The sequence below is a fragment of the Pseudomonas sp. FBCC-B1667 genome (assembly GCF_059133255.1).
Genome location: NZ_CP101437.1, coordinates 1,154,570 through 1,178,339, shown reverse-complemented (window position 1 = coordinate 1,178,339; position 23,770 = coordinate 1,154,570). Strand labels below are relative to the sequence as shown.

General features: G+C 59.8%; 20 protein-coding genes. 8 read left to right on the top strand and 12 right to left on the bottom strand.

Annotated elements, in window-relative coordinates; all coding sequences use genetic code 11:
• Positions 1 to 24: 24 nt before the first annotated feature.
• The 6 genes from NL116_RS05100 to mreB form a co-directional block, all read right to left on the bottom strand.
• A complete protein-coding gene (locus tag NL116_RS05100; protein ID WP_494376265.1) occupies positions 25 to 3,828 on the bottom strand; it encodes a YhdP family protein in 3,804 nt (1,267 codons plus the stop codon).
• A gap of 75 nt (positions 3,829 to 3,903) precedes the next feature.
• Positions 3,904 to 5,361 (bottom strand): ribonuclease G, encoded by a 1,458-nt coding sequence (rng, locus tag NL116_RS05095; RefSeq protein ID WP_027924521.1) that lies wholly within the window; start codon positions 5,359 to 5,361, stop codon positions 3,904 to 3,906.
• Positions 5,362 to 5,418: 57 nt separating this feature from the next.
• Positions 5,419 to 6,015 carry a Maf family protein gene (locus NL116_RS05090; protein ID WP_494376264.1) on the bottom strand — a complete coding sequence of 199 codons (597 nt, stop codon included), beginning with the start codon at positions 6,013 to 6,015 and terminating at the stop codon, positions 5,419 to 5,421.
• Positions 6,016 to 6,057: 42 nt separating this feature from the next.
• Entirely contained in the window at positions 6,058 to 6,549 is a 492-nt protein-coding gene (gene mreD, locus NL116_RS05085; RefSeq protein WP_494376263.1) for a rod shape-determining protein MreD, read from the bottom strand.
• Positions 6,549 to 7,673 carry a rod shape-determining protein MreC gene (gene mreC, locus NL116_RS05080; protein WP_494378005.1) on the bottom strand — a complete coding sequence of 375 codons (1,125 nt, stop codon included), beginning with the start codon at positions 7,671 to 7,673 and terminating at the stop codon, positions 6,549 to 6,551. The genes mreD and mreC overlap by 1 nt, the downstream gene beginning before the upstream one ends.
• Positions 7,674 to 7,815: 142 nt before the next feature.
• Positions 7,816 to 8,853, bottom strand: coding sequence for a rod shape-determining protein MreB (gene mreB, locus NL116_RS05075; RefSeq protein ID WP_002555108.1), 1,038 nt, complete (start codon positions 8,851 to 8,853; stop codon positions 7,816 to 7,818).
• A gap of 211 nt (positions 8,854 to 9,064) precedes the next feature.
• Between mreB and gatC the strand changes: the two genes are divergently transcribed.
• The 6 genes from gatC (at position 9,065) to NL116_RS05045 (ending at position 14,258) form a co-directional block, all read left to right on the top strand.
• On the top strand, positions 9,065 to 9,352 hold the full coding sequence (gatC, locus tag NL116_RS05070) for an Asp-tRNA(Asn)/Glu-tRNA(Gln) amidotransferase subunit GatC (protein ID WP_007901429.1): 288 nt from the start codon (positions 9,065 to 9,067) through the stop codon (positions 9,350 to 9,352).
• A 16-nt stretch (positions 9,353 to 9,368) separates the two neighbouring features.
• Entirely contained in the window at positions 9,369 to 10,820 is a 1,452-nt protein-coding gene (gene gatA / locus NL116_RS05065; protein ID WP_494376262.1) for an Asp-tRNA(Asn)/Glu-tRNA(Gln) amidotransferase subunit GatA, read from the top strand.
• Between the two features lie 10 nt (positions 10,821 to 10,830).
• A complete protein-coding gene (gatB, locus tag NL116_RS05060) occupies positions 10,831 to 12,276 on the top strand; it encodes an Asp-tRNA(Asn)/Glu-tRNA(Gln) amidotransferase subunit GatB (RefSeq protein WP_494376261.1) in 1,446 nt (481 codons plus the stop codon).
• Positions 12,277 to 12,397: 121 nt separating this feature from the next.
• Positions 12,398 to 12,772 (top strand): septal ring lytic transglycosylase RlpA family protein, encoded by a 375-nt coding sequence (locus NL116_RS05055; protein ID WP_494376260.1) that lies wholly within the window; start codon positions 12,398 to 12,400, stop codon positions 12,770 to 12,772.
• 50 nt (positions 12,773 to 12,822) lie between these two features.
• Complete coding sequence (locus NL116_RS05050) at positions 12,823 to 13,884, top strand: calcium/sodium antiporter (protein WP_494376259.1); 1,062 nt, start codon at positions 12,823 to 12,825, stop codon at positions 13,882 to 13,884.
• Entirely contained in the window at positions 13,881 to 14,258 is a 378-nt protein-coding gene (locus tag NL116_RS05045; RefSeq protein ID WP_494376258.1) for a carboxymuconolactone decarboxylase family protein, read from the top strand. Before NL116_RS05050 ends, NL116_RS05045 begins: the two co-directional genes overlap by 4 nt.
• Positions 14,259 to 14,397: 139 nt before the next feature.
• On the opposite strand, the gene NL116_RS05040 is transcribed toward NL116_RS05045, so the two are convergent.
• The 5 genes from NL116_RS05040 to kdgD form a co-directional block, all read right to left on the bottom strand.
• A complete protein-coding gene (locus NL116_RS05040; RefSeq protein WP_494376257.1) occupies positions 14,398 to 15,339 on the bottom strand; it encodes an AEC family transporter in 942 nt (313 codons plus the stop codon).
• A 187-nt stretch (positions 15,340 to 15,526) separates the two neighbouring features.
• Positions 15,527 to 17,080 (bottom strand): galactarate dehydratase, encoded by a 1,554-nt coding sequence (garD, locus tag NL116_RS05035; RefSeq protein ID WP_027924511.1) that lies wholly within the window; start codon positions 17,078 to 17,080, stop codon positions 15,527 to 15,529.
• An 11-nt stretch (positions 17,081 to 17,091) separates the two neighbouring features.
• On the bottom strand, positions 17,092 to 18,471 hold the full coding sequence (locus NL116_RS05030) for an MFS transporter (RefSeq protein ID WP_494378004.1): 1,380 nt from the start codon (positions 18,469 to 18,471) through the stop codon (positions 17,092 to 17,094).
• A 99-nt stretch (positions 18,472 to 18,570) separates the two neighbouring features.
• Complete coding sequence (locus tag NL116_RS05025) at positions 18,571 to 20,016, bottom strand: aldehyde dehydrogenase family protein (protein ID WP_494376256.1); 1,446 nt, start codon at positions 20,014 to 20,016, stop codon at positions 18,571 to 18,573.
• A 60-nt stretch (positions 20,017 to 20,076) separates the two neighbouring features.
• The gene (gene kdgD, locus NL116_RS05020) at positions 20,077 to 20,988 is read right to left on the bottom strand and encodes a 5-dehydro-4-deoxyglucarate dehydratase (RefSeq protein ID WP_027924508.1); all 912 of its coding nucleotides are present in this window, start codon (positions 20,986 to 20,988) and stop codon (positions 20,077 to 20,079) included.
• 236 nt (positions 20,989 to 21,224) lie between these two features.
• Between kdgD and NL116_RS05015 the strand changes: the two genes are divergently transcribed.
• Both NL116_RS05015 and NL116_RS05010 read left to right on the top strand, forming a co-directional pair.
• On the top strand, positions 21,225 to 22,529 hold the full coding sequence (locus NL116_RS05015; RefSeq protein ID WP_494376255.1) for a phospholipase: 1,305 nt from the start codon (positions 21,225 to 21,227) through the stop codon (positions 22,527 to 22,529).
• 14 nt (positions 22,530 to 22,543) lie between these two features.
• Positions 22,544 to 22,735 carry a hypothetical protein gene (locus NL116_RS05010; protein WP_494376254.1) on the top strand — a complete coding sequence of 64 codons (192 nt, stop codon included), beginning with the start codon at positions 22,544 to 22,546 and terminating at the stop codon, positions 22,733 to 22,735.
• Positions 22,736 to 22,893: 158 nt separating this feature from the next.
• On the opposite strand, the gene NL116_RS05005 is transcribed toward NL116_RS05010, so the two are convergent.
• Positions 22,894 to 23,643 (bottom strand): FadR/GntR family transcriptional regulator, encoded by a 750-nt coding sequence (locus NL116_RS05005; protein ID WP_027924505.1) that lies wholly within the window; start codon positions 23,641 to 23,643, stop codon positions 22,894 to 22,896.
• Between the last annotated feature and the right edge of the window lie 127 nt (positions 23,644 to 23,770).

Here is a 23,770-nt window from a genome sequence, read left to right as displayed (position 1 = left end):
AGGAGTGCTTTTTCAAAAAGCGACTCAAAAAGGTTTGTCGAAGGTTATCTGCGGCTCTTTCCACGGGCCTTTGACGGTGTATTTCACACTGGCAAAACGGGAAACACGGTCACCGATCAATTTGTCGATCAGGAACAGCGCACCGCCGACGGCCGGCGCGCCGACAATCAACGCCGCAATCGGCAAGTTGTTGGTCACCGGCAAGGTCACCAGCAACTTGGCGTCGATCTGATCACCCACCAGGTTCAGGGTGCCATTGAGTTCCACGTTACTCGACGGACCGGTCATCCGGATCGGTTCACGGGTGACGTAGACGCCATTGGTGCCGACCAGCAATCCCTTGACCCGGTCATAGCTCAGGCCTTTAGCGAACAGGTCGGAAAAGTCCAGGCGCAGACGGCGGCCGATGGAGTTGAAGTTAAGCAGGCCGAAGACCTTCAGGGCCTGGGCACTGCCCTCGACTTCAACAAACTGGCCCTTGGTCAGCGACGCATCCAGAGTGCCAGAGAAACGCTTGCTGGCCAGCCAGGCCGGTGAACCGGGCCAGCGACCGTCAACATCCATATGAAACTCTTCACTGGTGACACTCGGCGCAAACCCCCAGCCCTTGAGAACGTCGGCAAGATTCTTGCCACTGATTCGCCCCTTGTACCAACTGCTGGAACTACCCGGGGTACCTTCCCAGCCGCCACTGCCTTGCAAAAGAATGCCTTTGAGGCCCATGTCCAGATTGTTGAGCGCAATACCCTTGCCTGTCGGACGAATTTTCAGCGACCAGCCACCCACCAGGTCCGGCCCCAGAAACAGCTGGTTGATGGTGATGTCCAGGGGCGGAATCTTGGTCGGATCGACCGTGACCAGCGGATCGGGCGAGTTCTCGTCAGCCACCACCTTCGGATCCGTCGCGGGCAGGCGCACGTATTGCAGTTTGACCGTGATCGGCGCGCCTCTCGCATCGGGAATGCCGACAGCGCCTTTGACCTGCTGGCTATCAAGTTGCAACGCCCAACTGGCAGGCTTTCGGTTCACCTGCACGGAAGCCTGATCAAGGGTCGTGCCAAGGGCGCTGAGCTTGCTAATCTTCAGGTCTGCGCTGCTGAAAAACTGCTTGGCGCTGCCACCCAAATCCTGACCGGCGTACTTGCTTACCAGATCCTGCCAGGGACCGACGTCCAGCTCCGACAACACACCGCGTACCCGCAGGCCTTTGGCGTTGGGCATTACCGCATCGCCACCGCCGAGGAACAGCTCACCGCGACCTTCGGAAAAATTGCCGCTCGGTGCTGCGAACGTGAGATTCGCCAACTGACCATAATTGACCCAGTAGCGCCGTTCCGGCCCTTGCAGGGTCATACGGAAAGACGTATCACGACTGGCATCGGCCGCCATGCCGAATGGCGCCGGCAGATCGACCTTCACGCCCTTGAGATTGGAATTGACCATCAACTGACTGTCAGCGCCCTCCAGATTCAACTGCAACTGATACGGGATCACCCCGGAAACCGGCAATGGCTGAGTCACGCTCAACCAGTCCGTGAGTTTCTTGACCTCGACCTGACCGGAAGCCGTGACGCGTGTCTTGATGTTACCCGCTTTGCCATCGGCGAAAATCCGTGCAGTGACAGGCTTGTCAAAAGCGCGGGCGCTGATGTTCTGTCCACTCAATCCCTTGGTGCTGTCAAAGCGGAAATCACCCTTGAGTTGAGTCAACTCGAGCGCGGGATCGGCCAGTTTCAGACGCGCCTTGGCGGTCTTGAAGTCGACGAGGATCTTTGGCTCCTCGCCTTTGGCCAGCGGGATATCCAGATTCAGCTTGCCTTGCAACTCGCCCTCGCCTTCCCATTTGGCGAACGTCTCAGCGGTGCCTATCGGCGCTTCCTGGAGGATTTTCAGGCCATCGCCCAAGCCGCCGGCGAATCCACCGTCGAGGAACAGATGGACATTTTTGCCATCCGGAACATGGGGAATATTGACGTAAATGTCGCGCACCTGAGTGTCGAGCAACTGGCCCTTGCTGGCCAGAACCCGAACGCCACTGTCTTCCACAAACACATCACCGGTGACTTTGCTGACATGCGGCCAGCCCGGCTGGAACGCCAGTTCGGCATCGTGCACTTTGAAGAACAGGCTGGTGCTGCGGGCAGTATCGGCCGCGCCATGGTTCAGCGAGCCCTGATACTGGAAGAAACCTTCATCCACCGCACCCTTGAGGATCGCCGTGCGCAACCATTCGTCCAGCGCCGGGCTGAGCATGGTCGGCAGATACTTGGCGGTGTAGCGACCATCCCCCTCGACCATGCCGACCCGCAGGTCCATGTAGTCTTCCTGGGTTTGATCGAAGTGAAGGCGAATCAGGAAGTCGCCGGCTATCTTGCCCTCTTCGCCGCGCACCTTGAGGTACGGTGCGATCAAGGTGAACCCTTCTTTATCGAGCTTCCAGGTCAGCGTCGCATTGGCCTGGAGGTATTGCCATGGCTTGGCGAAAATCGGGGCCAGGTGCAGGACAAAGTCCTTGCTGTCCATGCGCAATTCGCCCTTGCCGAGATCACCGCTGATGCTGCCGCTCACATTTCGCGCCGCCGGAGCCCCGTGATAGGCATCGAAACCGACCCGATCGAGGTTCGCGGCGAAGCTGAACTTGCTGTCGTCAGTAGCATGGGGCCGCATGTCGATCAGCACGTTGCGCAGCCCACCGGTCACTTTGAGTTTTTCGACCGCCGTGGCGACACCTTCGGGCAGTGGGCCCAGGGCGTTCAGCAACGGCGTCAGCGGGGTGAGGTCGACGCGGTCCGCTTGCAGGTGCCAGAGTTCTTCAACCTTGTCGGTGGCTGAAGTTTGTGTGAGTTGCAGATGCGATTCCCAGCGCGTCTCGCCAACGTTCATCGCGAGGGAGTCCAGCGTCACCACGACGCCTTCAGTGCTGCGCTGGAAATAGCCATTGAGCGCCAGGTTGTTGATCTTGATCGGCTTGCGCTCGGCGTAGGCGCCTTTGACTTGCGGTGCGTTCAAACGAATGGCTGCGGATTGCAGGTCGCCCTTGCCCCAATTGATCCAGAGTTCGCCGCCGGCCTTGATCTCGGAAAAATTCCATTGCCGGGTGAGTCGCTTGGGCAGCCATTTCGACCAGTCGCTTTGCGGCAGGCTCAGGTAAGCCTCGGCGTCACCGCCCTTCCACTGACTGGCCTGGATGCGGGTGCGCAGGCTCATGGCCACTGGCTGGCCATCGGGCAAGGTCATACGGGCATCGAGGCGCTGGCGAGAAGCACCGGTTTTCAGATTGAAGCCAACGTAGGTCAGGGTCAGCGGCGGTTGATCCAGAGGCTGCAAGGTCACCTGACTGTCGATCACCGACAACTGCTGGACCATCTGCATGCGATTGAGCAACTGCTCTGGATCGAGCGGCTGATCTTTCTGCACCGGCAAACCTTCCAGCGCCCACTGGCCGTCGTCGCCTTCCTTGAGGCTGATCTTCAAACCATTGAGTTCCAGGTGGGCGATGCGCACCTGACGGGCCAACAGGCTTTCCCAAATGTCTGGCACTGCACGCACCTGATCCAGGTGCAGCGCATTGGCACCTTCGCCGACGGTCACGTCATGGGCCAGCAAAATCGGCGCAAAACCGCTCCAGTTGCCTTCCAGCCTGCCGATTTGCAGCGGCATTCCCAAGGCCTCGGTGGCTTTGGTTTCGACGTCGACACGGTATTCGGCCACCAGAGGCGTCAACTCTCGGCCGAGGCTGACGTACAACGCCATCAACACCAGTACCAACGCGCACAGGCCCAGACCCCAGCGGGTCAGTGCAACCAAAATGCGTGTCAGACGCTCCATGTCAGGTGGCTCCCATGGCAAAAATGCTGCAAAAAGCTGAGGCCAGCCGTTCTAGTAAGGTTGAAACACAGCGATTCAGAGCAACACCACGTCGTATTGTTCCTGGGAATACATGGTTTCTACCTGGAACCGGATGGTGCGTCCGATAAACCCTTCCAGCTCGGCCACGTTGCCTGACTCTTCGTCGAGCAAACGGTCGACGACTTTCTGGTTCGCCAATACACGATAGCCTTCCGCTTGATAGGCGCGCGCCTCGCGGAGGATTTCGCGGAAAATTTCGTAGCAGACCGTTTCCGGCGTCTTCAACTTGCCGCGACCCTGACAGCTGCTGCACGGTTCGCACAGCACTTGCTCAAGACTTTCACGCGTGCGCTTGCGGGTCATCTGCACCAGGCCCAATTCGGTGATGCCGATGATATTGGTCTTGGCGTGGTCGCGTTCCAGCTGTTTTTCGAGCGTGCGCAATACCTGGCGCTGGTGTTCTTCGTCTTCCATGTCGATGAAGTCGATGATGATGATCCCGCCCAGATTGCGCAGGCGCAGTTGACGGGCAATGGCAGTGGCGGCTTCGAGGTTGGTCTTGAAGATGGTTTCTTCAAGGTTGCGATGGCCGACAAACGCCCCGGTGTTGACGTCGATGGTGCTCATGGCTTCCGCCGGGTCGACCACCAGGTAGCCGCCAGACTTGAGCGGGACTTTGCGCTCCAGGGCTTTCTGGATTTCGTCTTCGACGCCGTACAAATCGAAAATAGGCCGCTCGCCTGGGTAGTGCTCCAGCCGATCGGCGATTTCCGGCATCAGTTCGGCGACGAACTGCGTGGTTTTCTGGAAGGTTTCCCGGGAATCGATGCGGATCTTCTCGATCTTTGGGCTCACCAGGTCTCGCAGGGTACGCAACGCCAGGCCGAGGTCTTCGTAGATCACACTTGGCGCGGCGATGGTTTTGATCTGTTCGTTGATCTGATCCCAGAGACGGCGCAGGTAGCGGATGTCCATGAGGATCTCATCGGCGCCCGCCCCTTCGGCAGCGGTGCGCAAAATGAAACCGCCGGCTTCTTTGATGCCTTCTTTGGCCACGCAATCGGTGACCACTTGTTTGAGGCGCTCGCGTTCGGCTTCGTCTTCGATCTTCAACGAAATACCGACATGAGCGGTGCGCGGCATGTACACAAGATAGCGCGACGGAATCGACAGCTGCGTCGTCAGGCGTGCGCCTTTGGAACCGATCGGGTCCTTGGTGACCTGAACCACCAGGCTCTGGCCTTCATGTACCAAGGCGCTGATGCTCTCGACCGCAGGGCCTTCGCGCAGGGAAATTTCCGAGGCGTGGATGAATGCAGCGCGGTCCAGGCCGATGTCGACGAACGCCGCCTGCATGCCTGGCAAAACCCGAACGACCTTGCCTTTATAGATGTTGCCGACGATCCCGCGCTTTTGCGTACGCTCGACGTGAACCTCTTGCAGAACACCGTTTTCGACCACCGCCACGCGCGACTCCATCGGCGTGATGTTGATCAGAATCTCTTCACTCATGGCAGGGTCTCGTTCAGGCATGTTCACGATAATGGCTGCATCTTGTCAGTATGACGCTCAGCGCGCGTCAGGTGTTTGCCAACAGGGTATGCCGAAATGGCCGAGCAGTTCTGCGGTTTCGCACAGCGGCAACCCGACCACCGCCGAATAACTGCCATTGAGCCCGGAAACAAATACCGCGCCCAGTCCTTGAATGCCGTAGCCACCCGCCTTGTCGCATGGCTCGCGGCTGGCCCAGTAGGCTGCCGCTTCTTCGCGGCTGATGTCGCGAAACCGCACCAGGCTGCGCACCACCCGAGACTCGCAGCGCTTGGCATCGAGTACGGCGATGGCCGTCAGCACTTCATGTTCACGTCCGGCCAACAGCATAAGCATGGCGCACGCGTCGGCTTCGTCCACCGGTTTGCCAAGAATTTTGCCGTCCAGCACCACGGCGGTGTCTGCACCCAACACGCAAAAAGAGGCGTCAGACACGACTACCCCGCGTCCCGCCTCGGCTTTGCCGCGCGCCAGGCGCTCGACATAGGCCGACGGGGATTCTTGAGTTAAGGGGGTTTCGTCGATGTCCGCACTGACAGCGGAGAACGGCACGCCGATCTGTGTGAGCAGTTCACGCCGACGCGGCGAACCTGAAGCGAGGTAAAGTTTTTTCATCAAGACATCTCCCTGTCTAGTGCGGGCCAATGCCTGACCGAATTAATTGATTTTGTAGCGCCGACGCAGACCGCGCAAACCGTAGCTCACCCAAGGCCACAACAACGCGCTGACCAGTGCCGGCAACACCAGCGCCAGGGTTGGCTGACGATTACCGGTCAGAGCGCTCAGCCACAACTGAACAAGCTGCGCGAGGCCGAAGATCACCAGGATCACCAGGCTCTGTTGCCACATCGGGAACATGCGCAAGCGCTGTTGCAGCGACAGCACCAAAAAGGTAATCAACGTCAGGATCAATGCGTTCTGGCCAAGTAGCGTGCCGTACAGCACGTCTTCGGCCAAGCCCAGGCACCAGGCGGTGGCCATGCCTACTTTTTGCGGCAGGGTCAACGCCCAGAAAGCAAGCAGCAACGCCAGCCACAACGGGCGGAGGATTTCCATGAACTGCGGCAGCGGTGAAACGCTGAGCAACAGGCCGATCGCGAACGTCAACCAGACTATCCAGCTGTTTCGGGAGGCTTTGACGCCGACCATTATTCTTGTCTCCCAGTGGCAGCCGGTTCGGGGACAGGCGGTTTGGCAGCTGGCTTCACGGCCGGCGGTTTACTGGCGGCAGACGGCTTGGCAGCGGCAGGTTTGGCCGGTTTGGCCGGGGTAGAAGGCGTCGCAGTTGCTGGAACCGGTGCAGCGGCCGCCGGAGTTGCGGCAGGTGCAGCAGGGGCCACGGCGGCCGCAGGAACCGGTTTAGGCACGGTCGCAGGAATGATCGGGCCGCCGCCATGCTGGTCCAGAGCCTCTTGCGCCTGAGCCGCTTCGTTGGCGCGCTCTTCAGCGGTGCGGCCATCGCTGAATACCAGCAGCAAATAGCGGCTGCGGTTCAGCGCGGCGGTTGGCACGGCGCGAACAATGGCAAATGGCTGACCGGAATCGTGAATCACTTCCTTGACCGTTGCCACCGGGTAACCCGCCGGGAAGCGCTGACCAAGCCCGGAACTGACCAGCAGATCACCCTCCTTGATGTCGGCAGTATCCGCGACGTGACGCAACTCAAGACGCTCCGGGTTGCCGGTACCGCTGGCAATCGCGCGCAGACCGTTGCGGTTCACCTGCACCGGAATGCTGTGAGTCGTATCGGTCAGCAGCAAAACACGGGAGGTGTAGGGCATCAACTCGACCACCTGCCCCATCAGGCCACGGGCATCGAGCACCGGCTGACCGAGGATCACACCGTCGCGTTCACCCTTGTTGATGATGATGCGATGAGTGAAGGGGTTGGGGTCCATGCCGATCAACTCAGCCACTTCGACCTTCTCGTTGACCAGCGCCGAAGAGTTGAGCAACTCGCGCAGCCGAACGTTCTGCTCGGTGAGGGCGGCAAGCTTTTGCATGCGCCCCTGCAACAGCAGGTTTTCGGTCTTGAGTTTTTCGTTTTCAGCGACGAGTTCGGTACGGCTGCCAAATTGGCTGGCCACACCCTGCCATAGCCGCTGCGGCAGGTCGGTGATCCAGTAAGACTGCATCAGCACCAGCGACATTTGGCTACGCACTGGCTTGAGCAGTGTGAAGCGGGCATCGACCACCATCAGCGCGACCGATAGCACGACCAGCACCAACAAGCGCACGCCCAGTGAAGGCCCTTTGGTGAAAAGCGGTTTAATAAGCCGCTCCTCCCAGGCAAATGTTCTCTTTATTCATACGGCATCAAACCGGCCTGGATGCAGACTGACAGAAGATAAACGCCAACAGGCAGCACTGCAAAGTGCTGCCTGCGCGCCAACAGCATAGATGCAACCGGCGAGATCACTCGCTGGAGAGCAGGTCCATGGTGTGTTTATCCATCATTTCCAAGGCACGGCCACCGCCGCGAGCAACGCAGGTCAGCGGGTCTTCGGCAACGATCACCGGCAGACCTGTTTCCTGGGCCAGCAACTTGTCGAGGTCACGCAGCAAGGCGCCACCACCGGTCAGTACCAGGCCGCGCTCGGCGATATCGGACGCCAGCTCCGGAGGCGATTGCTCCAGTGCACTTTTCACCGCCTGAACGATGGTGGCCAGGGACTCTTGCAGAGCTTCCAGCACTTCATTGGAGTTCAGGGTGAAAGCACGTGGAACGCCTTCGGCCAGGTTACGGCCACGAACGTCGACTTCGCGAACTTCGCCGCCCGGGTAGGCTGTGCCGATTTCCTGCTTGATGCGCTCGGCAGTGGATTCGCCGATCAGGCTGCCGTAGTTGCGACGCACGTAGGTGATGATCGCTTCGTCGAAGCGGTCGCCGCCAACCCGTACGGATTCAGCGTAAACCACACCGTTCAGGGAGATCAGGGCGATTTCGGTCGTACCACCACCGATATCGACCACCATCGATCCGCGAGCTTCTTCAACCGGCAGGCCGGCACCGATCGCAGCAGCCATCGGCTCTTCGATCAGGAACACTTCACGAGCACCGGCACCAAGGGCCGATTCACGGATGGCACGACGCTCAACCTGAGTGGATTTGCACGGAACGCAGATCAGCACACGAGGGCTAGGCTGCAGGAAACTGTTTTCGTGAACCTTGTTGATGAAATATTGCAGCATCTTTTCGCAGACGCTGAAGTCGGCGATGACGCCGTCCTTCATTGGACGAATGGCAGCAATGTTGCCCGGCGTTCGGCCGAGCATACGCTTCGCCTCGGTGCCGACAGCGACGACACTTTTCTGGTTACCGTGTGTCCGAATAGCCACAACCGATGGCTCATTCAGGACGATGCCGCGCTCGCGCACGTAAATAAGGGTGTTGGCAGTGCCCAGGTCAATGGAAAGATCGCTGGAAAACATGCCACGCAGTTTCTTGAACATGGGAAAGGGACCCTAGGCAACGCGTGGGTAAAAAAGTGCGGCAAACTCTAACAACGACAGGGATTTTGGGCAAGGCGCCAATATGTTAAATTGGCCGCTTTTCTGTGCACCAACCCCCACAATCGCGGCCTTATGACCGTAGAAATGCGGTAGTGTTCCGACAATCTAACACACGGACGCCGTCCGTTCTGTATTCCACTGGAGAATCGCAATGGCGCTTGAACGCTCCGACGTGGAAAAAATCGCTCATTTGGCCTGCCTTGGCCTTAATGATGCCGATCTTCCACACATCACTTCGGCCCTGAACAGCATTCTGGGCCTGGTCGACGAAATGCAGGCGGTCAATACCGACGGTATCGAGCCGCTGGCCCACCCATTGGAAGCCAGCCAGCGCCTGCGTGCAGACGTCGTGACCGAGACCAATCATCGCGAGGCCTATCAGTCCATCGCACCAGCGGTCGAAAACGGCCTGTACCTGGTTCCGAAAGTCATCGACTAAAGGGAAAGAGCCTGCAATGCATCAAATGACTCTGGCCGAGATCGCCCGCGGACTCGCCGAAAAAAAGTTTTCCTCCGAAGAGCTGACCAAGACCCTGCTGGCGCGTATCGCCCTGCTTGATCCTCAGCTCAACAGTTTCATCAGCCTCACCGAAGACCTGGCGCTCCAGCAGGCGAAAGCCGCTGACGCACGCCGGGCCAATGGAGAGAGCGGAGCCCTGCTCGGCGCGCCGATTGCGCATAAGGACCTGTTCTGCACCCAGGGTATTCGCACCAGCTGCGGCTCGAAGATGCTCGACAACTTTAAAGCCCCGTACGACGCCACCGTCGTCGCCAAGCTGGCCGCCGCCGGGACCGTGACCCTGGGCAAGACCAACATGGACGAATTCGCCATGGGGTCGGCCAACGAGTCGAGCTACTACGGCCCGGTGAAAAACCCGTGGAACCTGGAATATGTACCTGGCGGTTCGTCCGGCGGTTCGGCAGCTGCGGTTGCCGCGCGCCTGCTGCCTGCGGCCACCGGCACCGACACGGGCGGCTCGATCCGTCAGCCAGCGGCCCTGACCAACCTCACCGGTCTGAAACCGACGTACGGTCGTGTTTCGCGCTGGGGCATGATTGCCTACGCCTCCAGCCTCGATCAGGGCGGCCCTCTGGCACGCACCGCCGAAGACTGCGCCATTTTGTTGCAAGGCATGGCCGGCTTCGACCCGAACGACTCCACCAGCATCGACGAGCCGGTGCCAGATTACAGCGCCAGCCTCAACGGTTCGCTGCAAGGCCTGCGCATTGGCGTGCCGAAAGAGTATTTCAGCGCCGGTCTTGACCCGCGCATCGCCGAGCTGATCCACAACAGCGTCAAGGCGCTGGAAAAGCTCGGCGCCGTGATCAAGGAAATCAGCCTGCCGAACATGCAGCACGCAATTCCTGCGTACTACGTGATCGCCCCGGCAGAAGCCTCGTCCAACCTGTCGCGTTTCGACGGCGTGCGCTTTGGCCATCGCTGCGAGAACCCGAAAGACCTGATCGATCTGTACAAGCGCTCCCGTGGCGAAGGTTTCGGCCCGGAAGTGCAGCGCCGGATCATGGTCGGTGCCTACGCGCTGTCCGCCGGCTACTACGACGCCTACTACCTGAAAGCCCAGAAGATCCGGCGCTTGATCAAGAACGACTTCATGGCCGCCTTCAATGAGGTCGACATCATTCTCGGCCCAACCACGCCGAACCCGGCCTGGAAGCTCGGCGCCAAGAACAGCGACCCGGTCGCTGCGTACCTGGAAGACGTCTACACCATCACTGCCAACCTCGCTGGCCTGCCGGGCTTGTCCATGCCGGCCGGTTTCGTCGATGGTCTGCCGGTCGGCGTGCAACTGCTCGCCCCGTATTTCCAGGAAGGCCGCTTGCTCAATGTTGCGCACCAGTATCAGTTGAACACTGACTGGCACACCCGCACCCCAACCGGCTTCTGAGGAGACACACATGCAATGGGAAGTCGTGATCGGGCTGGAGATTCATACCCAGCTCACCACCCGGTCGAAAATCTTTTCCGGTAGTTCCACCACCTTCGGTTCCGAGCCGAACACCCAGGCCAGCCTGATCGACCTGGGCATGCCCGGCGTGTTGCCGGTACTGAACCAGGAAGCGGTGCGCATGGCGGTGATGTTCGGTCTGGCGATTGACGCCGAGATTGGCCAGCACAACGTGTTCGCCCGTAAAAACTACTTTTACCCGGACTTGCCGAAGGGCTACCAGATCAGCCAGATGGAATTGCCGATCGTCGGCAAGGGCCACCTGGACATCGCCATGGAAGACGGCACGATCAAACGTGTCGGCGTGACCCGTGCGCACCTGGAAGAAGACGCCGGTAAAAGCCTGCACGAAGAGTTCAACGGTGCCACCGGCATCGACCTGAACCGTGCCGGCACGCCGCTGCTGGAAATCGTCTCCGAGCCGGACATGCGCAGCGCCAAGGAAGCCGTGGCTTACGTCAAGACCATCCACGCGCTGGTGCGTTACCTCGGCATCTGCGACGGCAACATGGCCGAAGGCTCGCTGCGTTGCGACTGCAACGTGTCGATCCGTCCGAAAGGTCAGGTTGAGTTCGGTACTCGCTGCGAGATCAAGAACGTCAACTCGTTCCGTTTCATCGAGAAAGCGATCAACAGCGAAGTGCAGCGCCAGATCGAGCTGATCGAAGACGGCGGCAAAGTGATCCAGCAGACCCGCCTGTACGATCCGAACAAGGACGAAACCCGTCCGATGCGCAGCAAAGAGGAAGCCAACGACTACCGTTACTTCCCCGATCCGGACTTGCTGCCCGTGGTCATCGAAGATTCGTTCCTCGACGACGTGCGCGCGACCCTGCCGGAATTGCCACCGCAAAAACGCGAGCGCTTCCAGGAACAATTCGGTCTGTCGGTCTACGACGCCAGCGTGCTGGCGACCAGCCGCGAGCAAGCCGATTACTTCGAGAAAGTCGCGAGCATCGGCGGCGACGCCAAACTGGCGGCAAACTGGGTGATGGTCGAGTTGGGCAGCCTGCTCAACAAGCAAGGCCTGGACATCGAAGACTCGCCGGTTTCGGCCGAGCAACTGGGCGGCATGCTGCTGCGTATCAAGGACAACACCATCTCTGGCAAGATCGCCAAAGTCGTGTTTGAAGCGATGGCCAACGGCGAAGGCAGTGCGGACGAGATCATCGACAAGCGCGGCCTGAAGCAAGTGACCGACACTGGTGCGATCTCGGCGGTGCTGGACGAAATGCTCGCGGCCAATGCCGAACAGGTTGAACAGTACCGCGCGGCAGACGAAGCCAAACGCGGCAAGATGTTCGGCTTCTTCGTCGGTCAGGCCATGAAAGCCTCCAAAGGCAAGGCCAACCCGCAACAGGTCAACGAACTGCTGAAAAGCAAGCTCGAAGGCTGATGAGCATGGAGCCAGTTTCAAAGCCTGGCTCCACCCCCTGTGGGAGCGAGCCTTTGTGGCGAAGGGGAAAGCCCCCTCGCCACAAAAGCTCGCTCCCATATTTGTATGTGGAAACTTTCAAATGAAGCGTCTACTCGGTGCTTGCGCCCTGCTCGCTCTGCTGGCCGGTTGCGCCAGTAACGATGTCATTGATCCACACGGCTACGACAAGACCGGCGTGGCGTCCTATTACGGCGCCAAACACCAAGGCAAACGCACCGCCAGTGGCGAGCGTTTCAACAAGAACTCCATGACCGCCGCCCACCGCCAGTTGCCCTTTGGCACGCGGGTGAAGGTCACCAACCTGAACAACGACAAGTCCTGTGTGGTCCGCATCAACGACCGCGGGCCGCATACCCGCGGGCGCCTGATCGATTTGTCCCATGCAGCCGCCGAACGCCTGGGCATGATCAGCAGCGGCACCGCCCAGGTTCGCGTGCAAGCCCTCGACGACTGACAGACGGAGCACCGACCATTTTCGGACTTGCCGATTTACCCCTGATCAGCGTGATAGAACTGCTCAGCGGCCTGGTTCTACTGATCTTCGGCGCCGAGCTGATGGTGCGTGCGGCCGTGCGCCTCGCGGCTCGATGGCACGTACGGCCACTGATCATCGGCCTGACCATCGTCGCCCTTGGCAGCAGCGCGCCGCAGATGGCCGTGAGCCTGCAAGCGACCCTCGCGGAAAACGCCGACATTGCCGTCGGCAGCGTGATCGGCAGCAGCATCTTCAACATTCTCGTCACCCTCGGTCTGTCGGCGCTGATCATTCCGCTGCGCGTTTCGCGGCAGCTGGTGCGTCTGGATATTCCGCTGATGATCGGCGCCAGCCTGCTGGTGTTCGTTCTGGCCTGGAATGAAGAACTGACCCGTACCGACGGCGTGATCCTGCTGGCGGCGCTGGCGCTGTACCTGGGCTTGCTGCTGCGTCAGTCGCGGCATTCGGCCCGTCCGCCATCGAGCGATCCGCACAGTCAGGCTGCGCCCTGGTTCAGCAGCCTGCTGATGATCGTGGCCGGGCTGGCAATGCTCGTTTACGCCGGACACCTGCTGCTGGGTGCGGCCGTTGTGGTGGCAACCGACCTTGGATTGTCGGAACGAATCATCGGCCTGACCATCGTCGCCATCAGTACCTCCCTGCCGGAGTTGGCCACCTCATTGATCGCCGCTTTGCGTGGTCAGCGCGACATCGCCGTGGGCAACGTGATCGGCAGCAACCTGTTCAACCTGTTGGGCGTGCTAGGCGTGACGGCACTGATTGCGCCGTCGCCGCTGTCGGTTTCACCCAACGCCCTGGATTTCGACTTGCCGGTGATGCTCGGCGTCGCGGTGTTGTGCCTGCCGCTGTTCTACACCGGATACCGGGTGACCCGGGCCGAAGGTTTGCTGTGTCTGGGTTTGTACCTGGCGTACGGGCTGCACGTGGTGTCGTTCACCACTGGCATGCCGCTGGCCGGCAAGCTCGAACATCTGATGCTGTTTTTCGTTCTGCCGGCGCTGGTGGCGTTTTTGCTGTTCACCTCGCTACTCGCCTGGCGCCGCCAACATCACAAGAGGGATGTGCCATGACTGACAAAAAACCTGGCGTTGAAGTCCGCCGCCAAGTAATGGGCGACGCCTTTGTCGACCGCGCGCTGGGCAACGCCACTGAATTCACTCAGCCGTTGCAGGATTTCGTCAATGAACACGCCTGGGGCGCTGTGTGGAACCGTGATGGCCTGGCGCTGAAAACCCGCAGCCTGATCACCCTCGCTGCGCTGACGGCACTGAAGTGCCCGCAGGAATTGAAAGGTCATGTGCGCGGTGCATTGAACAATGGCTGCACCGTGGAAGAGATTCGGGAAACGCTGCTGCATTGCGCGGTGTATGCCGGTGCGCCGGCGGCCATTGACGCGTTTCGGGCGGCGCAGGAAGTGATTGAGAGTTATCAGAAGCCGGAGTAAAAAATTCAAGATTGTGGTGAAAGGCCTGACGCCATCGCGAGCAAGCTCGCTCCCACAGGGGATCTTCAGTGATCATGAGATCAGTGTGGGAGCGAGCTTGCTCGCGATGAGGCCCGACAATACACGGCAGATCCCGAAGTCAGATCCACCCACCCCACTGCAACAAAAAGATCCCGATGTTGGTGGTCACCGCCGCCATCAACGTCGTAATCACAATGATCGCCGCCGCCAGCTCATGATTACCCTCAGCCTGACGGGCCATGACAAAACTGGCCGCCGCCGTCGGGCTGCCGAAGTACAAAAACAGAATCCCCAACTCCGCCCCACGAAAGCCCCACAGCCAGGCGCCAAGGGTCGTCAGCACCGGCAAGCCGATCATCTTCACCAGGCTGGAACTGAGCGCCATGTCGCCGCTCTTGCGCAACGCCGCGAGCGACAACGTGCCACCAATGCAGATCAACGCCAGCGGCAAAGTGGTCTGCGCCAGGTACTGCCCGGACGTCTCCAGCCACCCCGGCAAGCCGATCTTGAAATAGGCAAACGGCGCCGCCGCAAACACGCTGATGATCAGCGGATTGCCCATCACGCTTTTGCAGATGCTCCACGGATCGGACTTGATCACCGGGCTGTACACCGCCAGCACAATGGTCGACAGGGTGTTGTAGAACAGGATCACCAACGCCGCGAGAATTGCCCCGAGGGAAATCCCGTAGGCGCCGTACATGCTCGCCGCCAGCGCCAGGCCGATGACCCCGTTGTTGCCGCGAAACGCACCCTGGGTATAAATCCCCCGGTCTTCGCGCGGGCACTTCCAGATCGCCCAGACCCAGGCAATGGCGAAACTCACCAGCGTGGCCAGCGAGAAATAGATCAACAGCGCCGGTTGCAGCGCAGCGTGCAGGTCGGCATGCAGGATGCCCAGAAACAGCAACGCCGGCATGGTGACGTTGAACACCAGCGCCGACGCCGTGTGGATAAAGTTGTCGTTGATCCAGCCAATGCGCTTGAGCAACACCCCCAGAAACAGCATGGCAAACACCGGCGCGGTGATGTTCAGGGTTTCGAGGAAGATTGCCAGCATGCCGAGGGGAACCTTGGGTGAGCGTCGTTAGGGGGCTAATGATAAGCCACTCAGCCCTTCGGCGTCTGTTAGACCGCTATCGCGAGCAAGCTCGCTCCCACATTTGTCCTGCGTAAAACACACACTCTGCGCACGACGAAAAATCCCTGTGGGAGCGAGCTTGCTCGCGATGAACGATAACGCGGTCTTACGTGATCGGCGCCGGGTTAAACAAGGTGATGTCGTTATGCAGCTTGTGCTGCTCGGCCCACGTCTGTTTCTTGCCGCTGGCGACGTCCAGGTAGTAGTGAAACAACTCCCAGCCGAGGTCTTCGATCGACGCCCGTCCGGTGGCAATCCGCCCGGCATCGATATCGATCAGATCCGGCCAGCGCTGCGCCAGTTCCGTACGCGTCGACACCTTCACCACCGGCGCCATCGCCAAACCATACGGCGTACCACGGCCAGTGGTGAACACATGCAGGTTCATTCCCGCCGCCAACTGCAACGTTCCGCAAACAAAGTCACTGGCCGGGGTCGCGCAGAAAATCAGGCCTTTGCGCTTGAAACGCTCGCCAGGGCCAAGCACCCCGTTGATCGCGCTGCTGCCGGACTTGACGATGGAGCCCAGGGATTTCTCGACAATGTTCGACAACCCGCCCTTCTTGTTACCCGGCGTGGTATTAGCGCTGCGATCCGCTTCACCTTTGGCCAGATACCGGTCGTACCAGTCCATTTCGCGAACCAGTTCCTGCGCGACTTCCTGGGTTTCCGCACGGGAGGTCAACAAGTAGATGGCGTCGCGCACTTCAGTCACTTCGGAAAACATCACCGTCGCGCCGGCCCGCAGCAACAAGTCCGAGGCATAACCCAGCGCCGGGTTGGCGGTGATCCCGGAGAACGCATCACTGCCGCCACACTGCATGCCGAGGATCAGTTCGGACGCCGGCACGGTTTCCCGGCGACGCTGATCGAGCTTCTTCAAACGGGTTTCGGCCAGCGCCATGATCTGCTCGATCATCTCGGTGAAACCGTGACTCGAATCCTGCAAGCGGTACAACCACGGCTCGCTCAAATCCACCGAGCTGTCGTTCTCGTGCATCACCTGGCCGGCCTGCAATTTCTCGCAGCCCAGGCTGATCACCAACGCTTCGCCACCCAGGTTCGGGTTGCGCGCCAGGTTGCGCACGGTGCGGATCGGGATGTACGCGTCAGCCGCCGTAATCGCCACACCGCAGCCGTAGCTGTGGGTCAGCGCGACCACGTCGTCGACGTTCGGGTACTTGGGCAGCAACTCATCCTTGATGCGCTTGACCGCATGATCGAGCACACCGGTGACACACTGAACGGTCGTGGTAATCCCCAGAATATTGCGCGTGCCGACGGTGCCGTCGGCGTTGCGATAACCCTCGAACGTATAACCATCGAGGGGAGCCTGCGCCGCCGGCACTTCGGTGGACAGCGGCAAGCTGTCCAGCGGTGGCGCGGTGGGCATGCGCAGTTGATCTTCCTTGACCCAGCTGCCGCGCGGAATCGGCTGCAACGCGTAGCCAATGGTCTGGCCGTAACGAATTACCTGGCCGCCTTCGGGAATGTCTTCCAGCGTGACTTTGTGGCTCTGTGGCACGAAGTCCACGGTCACCAGGCCATCGGGAAACTCGGTGCCGGCGGGCACGCCCTGGTCATTGACCACGATCACTACGTTGTCCCGCTCGTGCAGGCGGATGTAGCGCGGCGAGTCGGAATGTTCAATCAACTGCATGACGCCGCTCCTCAGGAATGCGCTTGTGACAATTTGTTGTTAGTTTCAGGACCGTTGAGAGGCGGCTCCTTGAGTACCACACGTTTGATCGGACCGACGATCACCAGATAGCTGAACACCGCAACCAATGCGTTGCAACCGACAAACACCAGCGCCCATTTGAACGAACCGGTGGAGCTGATGATGTAGCCGATCACGATGGGCGTGGTGATCGACGCAATGTTGCCGAACATGTTGAACAGGCCGCCACTGAGACCGGCGATCTGTTTTGGCGAGGTGTCGGACACCACTGCCCAGCCCAATGCGCCCACACCTTTGCCGAAAAATGCCAGGGCCATGAAGCCCACGACCATCCATTCGATGTCGACGTAGTTGCACGCCACGATGCTGCTGGACACCAGCAAACCGGCAATGATCGGAGCCTTGCGGGCGAAGGTCAGGGAGTGGCCTTTGCGCAACAGGTAGTCGGAGATCACACCACCCAATACACCACCAATAAAACCGCAGATAGCCGGCAACGAAGCAATGAAACCGGCCTTGAGAATGGTCATGCCGCGTTCCTGCACCAGGTACACAGGGAACCAGGTCAGGAAGAAGTAGGTGATGGCGTTGATGCAGTACTGGCTCAGGTAGACGCCAAGCATCATGCGATTGGTCAGCAGCTGACGCACATAGTCCCACTTCGGACCTTCAGCCGGTTTGCCGGCCGCTTGCCCTTTGCCTTTGTCCTGGTCCATGTCAACCATGCCGCCGTTCTCGGCGATGTGCTTGAACTCGGCCTCGTTGATCATCGGGTGCTGGCGCGGACTGTGGATAACTTTCAGCCAGATCAGCGAGAACACGATGCCGATGCTGCCCATCACCACAAACACATGCTGCCAGCCGAATGTGTAGACGATCCAACCCATCAGCGGTGCAAACAGCACGGTGGCGAAGTATTGCGCCGAGTTGAAGATCGCAGACGCGGTACCGCGTTCAGCGGTCGGGAACCAGGCTGCAACGATGCGCGCGTTACCGGGGAAGGAGGGCGCTTCGGCCAGGCCAACCAGGAAGCGCAGCATGAACAGCGCAACAATCGCCGTGGACATGCCGAACTCACCGACGTAGCCCTGGAGCACGGTGAACAGCGACCAGGTGAAGATGCTCAGGGCATAGACTTTTTTCGAACCGAAACGGTCCAGCAGCCAGCCACCGGGAATTTGCCCGGCCACATAGGCCCAACCGAATGCAGAGAAGATGTAACCGAGAGTGACCGCGTCGATGCCGAGGTCTTTTTGCAGGCTGGAGCCCGCGATGGCGATGGTAGCCCGGTCGGCGTAGTTGATCGTGGTCACCAGGAAAAGCATGAGCAGGATCAAATAGCGGACATGGGTCGGCTTGGTCGCTTGCATGTAGATGTACTCCCACTGATTATTTTTATGCGGGTAAAACATTCTTTGGTCTTGTACCGCGCAGGACCTCAGGCAAAGGTCCCGCGTGGGTGCAGCGGATTACGAACCGATGTAAGAGGTCTTCACCACGGTGTAGAACTCTTGCGCGTAGCGACCTTGCTCGCGGGAACCGTAGGATGAACCTTTACGCCCGCCGAATGGAACGTGGTAATCCACGCCAGCGGTCGGCAGGTTGACCATCACCATCCCGGCCTGGGAGTGGCGCTTGAAGTGGTTGGCGTACTTCAACGACGTGGTCGCGATGCCCGCCGACAGACCGAATTCGGTGTCGTTGGCCATGGCCAGTGCTGCTTCGTAATCCGCGACGCGAACCACGTTGGCCACCGGGCCGAAGATCTCTTCGCGGCTGATACGCATCGCGGCTTCGCTGTCGGCAAACAGCGTTGGCGCGAGGTAGTAGCCTTCGGTGTCGCAGGTCACCAGACCGCCGCCGCTGACCAGACGCGCACCTTCGGACTGGCCGATGTCGATGTACTTCATGTCCTGTTCAAGCTGAGCCTGAGAAACCACGGGACCAATGTCAGTACCGGTTTTCAGCGCGTGGCCGACCGTGATCGACTTCATGCGTTCGGCCACGGCGTCGACGAATTTGTCGTGGATGCCGGCGGTCACGATGAAACGGCTGGAGGCGGTGCAACGCTGACCGGTGGAGTAGAACGCGCTCTGCACCGACAGTTCGACCGCTTGTTTCAGGTCGGCGTCGTCGAGAATGATCTGCGGGTTCTTGCCACCCATTTCCAGCTGAACCTTGGCCTGACGCGAGACGCAGCTGACCGCGATCTGACGACCGACACCGACGGAACCGGTGAAGCTGATGCCGTCGACTTTCGGGCTCTGCACCAGCGCATCGCCAACCACACGACCGCTGCCCATCACCAGGTTGAACACGCCAGCCGGGAAGCCTGCGCGGGAGATGATTTCAGCCAGGGCCCAGGCGCAACCCGGCACCAGATCGGCCGGCTTCAACACCACGCAGTTACCGTAGGCCAGGGCTGGAGCGATTTTCCACGCCGGGATGGCGATCGGAAAGTTCCACGGCGTGATCAGGCCAACCACGCCCAATGCTTCGCGAGTCACTTCAACGTTTACACCCGGGCGTACCGACGGCAAATAGTCGCCGGACAGACGCAGAGTTTCACCGGCGAAAAACTTGAAGATGTTACCGGCGCGGGTCACTTCGCCGATGGCTTCAGGCAGGGTCTTGCCTTCTTCACGGGCCAGCAGCGTACCGAGCTCTTCGCGACGGGCGAGGATTTCGGTACCGACTTTATCCAGCGAGTCGTGACGTGCCTGAATGCCCGAGGTCGACCAGGCCGGGAACGCGGCGCGAGCGGCGTCGATGGCGGCGTGCACTTGAGCCAGATCGGCTTTGGCGTAGTGACCGATGGTGTCGGTCAGTTCGGACGGGTTGATGTTGGCGCAGTAATCACTGCCCGCAACCCATTCACCGTTGATGTAGTTATCAAAACGCTTTGCATCTGCCACGGAATATCTCCTCACGCAAAAGGCCGCTGATTACTCAGCGGCCCTGTTAAATCGGATGTGTTACTGCGCACCTTGCTTGTCGATCAGCGCAGCGAGCATTTCGTACTCTTCGGCCGTCAGATCGGTCAGCGGTGCACGCACAGGACCTGCGTCATAACCGGCAATTTTTGCCCCGGCCTTGACGATGCTCACCGCGTAGCCGGCTTTGCGGTTACGGATGTCGAGGTACGGCAGGAAGAAGTCGTCGATGATCTTGCCGACGGTGGCGTGATCTTCGCGAGCGATGGCGTGGTAGAAATCCATCGCGGTTTTCGGGATGAAGTTGAACACCGCCGAGGAGTAAACCGGCACGCCCAGGGCCTTGTAGGCAGCGGCGTACACTTCGGCGGTCGGCAAACCACCCAGGTAGCTGAAGCGGTCGCCGAGGCGACGACGGATCGACACCATCAGTTCGATATCGCCCAGGCCATCCTTGTAGCCGATCAGGTTCGGGCAGCGCTCGGCCAGACGTTCCAGCAAAGGAGCGGTCAGGCGGCAGACGTTACGGTTGTAGACCACGACGCCGATTTTCACCGATTTGCACACCGCTTCAACGTGAGCGGCAACGCCGTCCTGGCTGGCTTCGGTCAAGTAGTGCGGCAGCAGCAACAGGCCTTTGGCGCCCAGGCGCTCGGCTTCCTGTGCGTACTCGATGGCTTGACGGGTCGAACCGCCTACACCGGCCAGGATCGGCACGCTGGTTTCGCAGGTGTCTACGGCAGTCTTGATGATTTCCGAATATTCGCTGGCCGCCAGAGAGAAGAACTCACCGGTGCCGCCCGCGGCGAACAATGCCGTGGCGCCGTATGGGGCCAGCCATTCGAGACGCTTGATGTAGCCCGCGCGATGGAAATCGCCCTGAGCATTGAAATCGGTGACCGGGAAAGACAACAGGCCGGAAGAGAGGATGGACTTCAGTTCTTGTGGATTCATTATTCGAACACCCTGGGTAGCAACGTATGTGTGTGAGGAAACCGTTCAGCTTTCGCCGAGTTGTAGGTCATCGTACAACTTAAATAATAACCGTCAACTGCATTTCATCGCCGTCTGCGTTTTTATGTAGGAAAGGTTCTTTCCTTGACGTAGGAAATTTCTCGGCTAAAGTCTTTTTAGCTGTATATACATACAGCTAATTTGAAGTCTGCCTACGACATATCAAGGAGCTAGAAATGTCAGGTCTACACACTCAATCCCAGGAAAAACCCAAGCAGGTCACCGCCGTTTTCGATGATCTTTTCAGTGAGCACGGCATTGCCATCAACGGTCATGAATCGTTGGCGCTGCACTTGGGCGCACCTCACAACCACGCACCGCAACCGTCCACCTGCCCTTCCGGCGAAGCCTTGAAAGGCACGCCCCAGCTGAGGTTCGAGGGTGGTGAACACACGGCTATCGGCGATAGCACGCTGCTGCGTTTCATCAAGGACGCCCCCGCAATCCCCGCTTCAGAGGTCGAACTGCACCTGCCCAATGGGCTGGCGCTGACCTATGGCCAGGTCGTTGCGCTGGGTGGGGATTTCTATGGCGTCCCCGATCAACCAATCAGCGAAGGCGCCACCGCGCCGGACCGTATCCAGCGCTTCTCCAACGCGTTCAACTCGTTGGCGGTGCTGGCGGCCGCGAATGCCGAGGCCCAGCTGATCCTCGGTGTCATGCAGAAGGAAATCGCCGCGGTGAAGCAGGCGATTTTGGACGGCAAACAGGCCCATGAAGCCTATGACGCCCTCGGAGATACGTTGTCGGAAGAGTGGAACAAGATTACCGGCGGCGGCAGTTTCGTCTCGGCGCTGTTCCCGTTGGGGCGTTATCTGAAACTGGCCGCCAACAATTCTGACCATTTTGCCGAAGGGGCCTTGGCTGCCTATATCGCCGGCCACACCGCCGCCGTGCAGCAAGCCGTGCTGGCGAAAAACAGTGGTGATGAAAAACAGCTGGAAATCGCCTACGCGATGAATGCTTTTGCTGATCACTACCTGACCGACCTGTTTTCCGCAGGTCACCTGCGGGTACCCCGCAAGCAGTTGGCAGCCGTGGTCACACCCAGCGACCTGGGCTCGTTGATCACCCGCTTCATGCATGACGAAGACAGCAAATTCGGCCTCAATGTACGCAACGGCAACAGCGATCAATGGCGCGCGTATGGCGACAAGCGCTACTTCGAAGTGATCGACAGCGCCAATCGCGCGCAGGTCAATCAAGCGGTTCAACGGTCTGCGGATGAAATCTTCGCGGCGTACCTCAGCGGAGTCGCGCCATCGCCCGGCAACTTCAGCGCCTTGAAAAAGCTGCCGGACTTGCAAGTCGTGCTGAACCCGGCGGGCAATTTTTCGCCCCTGTTCCGGGTCGAGGGCAGCAAGGTGCTACGGCGCAAGGACGTCAACAACCTGAACGACACCGCCTCCGTCGACGACTGGTGGGGCTGGAGCACTTATTTGCTGCTCAAGGACTACACACCCACCGGCAACGTTGCCTGATAAGGAGATCCATGATGACCATCAAATTGAAACTGCAATTGGCTTCGGGGCAATCGCTGAAGGGGGCGCCGTTGGAGTTGTTGTCCAAGGCCGTGGTGATTGCGCGGGCGGTGGTGGATGAGCGTGGGGATGTGGCGTTTGAAGCCAAGGCTGGGGTGGCTGGGTTGGCGGTGAGGGTGGATCGGTCGATCCTGCGCTCAGTCTGACCAATTAGTACTAACGCTACCGGCCCATCGCGAACAAGCTCGCTCCCACATTTGATGGAAGGTGAACACTCATAGTGTGTTCACTGAAGATCCCCTGTGGGAGCGAGCTTGCTTGCGATGGCATTCCAGCAGACGGCGGAAAATTCCGAACCGGAAAACTAACCCCGCTGCGCCTCCGCCTCTTCATGCGCATGACGCAACCGCTCGCGGCTGTTGGTCAGGTGCAAGCGCATCGCCGCCCGCGCCGCATCGGAATCCTGGCGAGCGATGGCATCGTAAATCTCTTCGTGTTCACGGCTCAGGCGATTCATGTAGTGCTGCTGGTCATCATGGGCCAGGCGCGCCGAGTTCAGCCGCGTGCGCGGGATGATGCTGGTGCCCAGGTGGGTCATGATGTCGGTGAAGTAGCGGTTACCGGTCGCCAGCGCTATTTGCAGATGGAACTGGAAGTCCGAGGCGACCGCATCGCTGGCATGCGAAGCGCTTTCGTTGAGGGCGTCCAGCGCGGCTCTCATCAGACCCAGTTGTTCGTCGCTGCGACGTTGCGCGGCGAGGCCGGCGGACTCCACTTCAAGACTGATGCGCAACTCCAGAATCGCCAACACGTCACGCAGGGTGACCACCGTCGCCGGGTCGATACGAAAACCGCTCGGGCTCGGGGTATCGAGCACGAAGGTGCCGATGCCATGACGGGTTTCAACCTGCCCGGCCGCCTGCAAACGGGAAATCGCTTCGCGCACCACGGTGCGGCTGACGCCGTGGGCATCCATGATCGCCGACTCGGTGGGCAATTTGTCGCCGCGTTTGAGGTGACCGTCGCGGATCTGCTCGGACAGCACCGTCACCAACTCCTGTGCGAGGCTGCGGCGCTTGCGAGGGAGGCGTGGTGCGTCGATCGGGTTTTCCATGGTGAACTTCTGTCTCGAAAATTCGGCTTAAACCGCATCATAGCTCAACGCGGTTGTACGATCACCGTCAGTGTCCACCATCCCTTGTGGGAATGAGCCCGTGGCGAGGGGGCTCCCACAAAAGGAT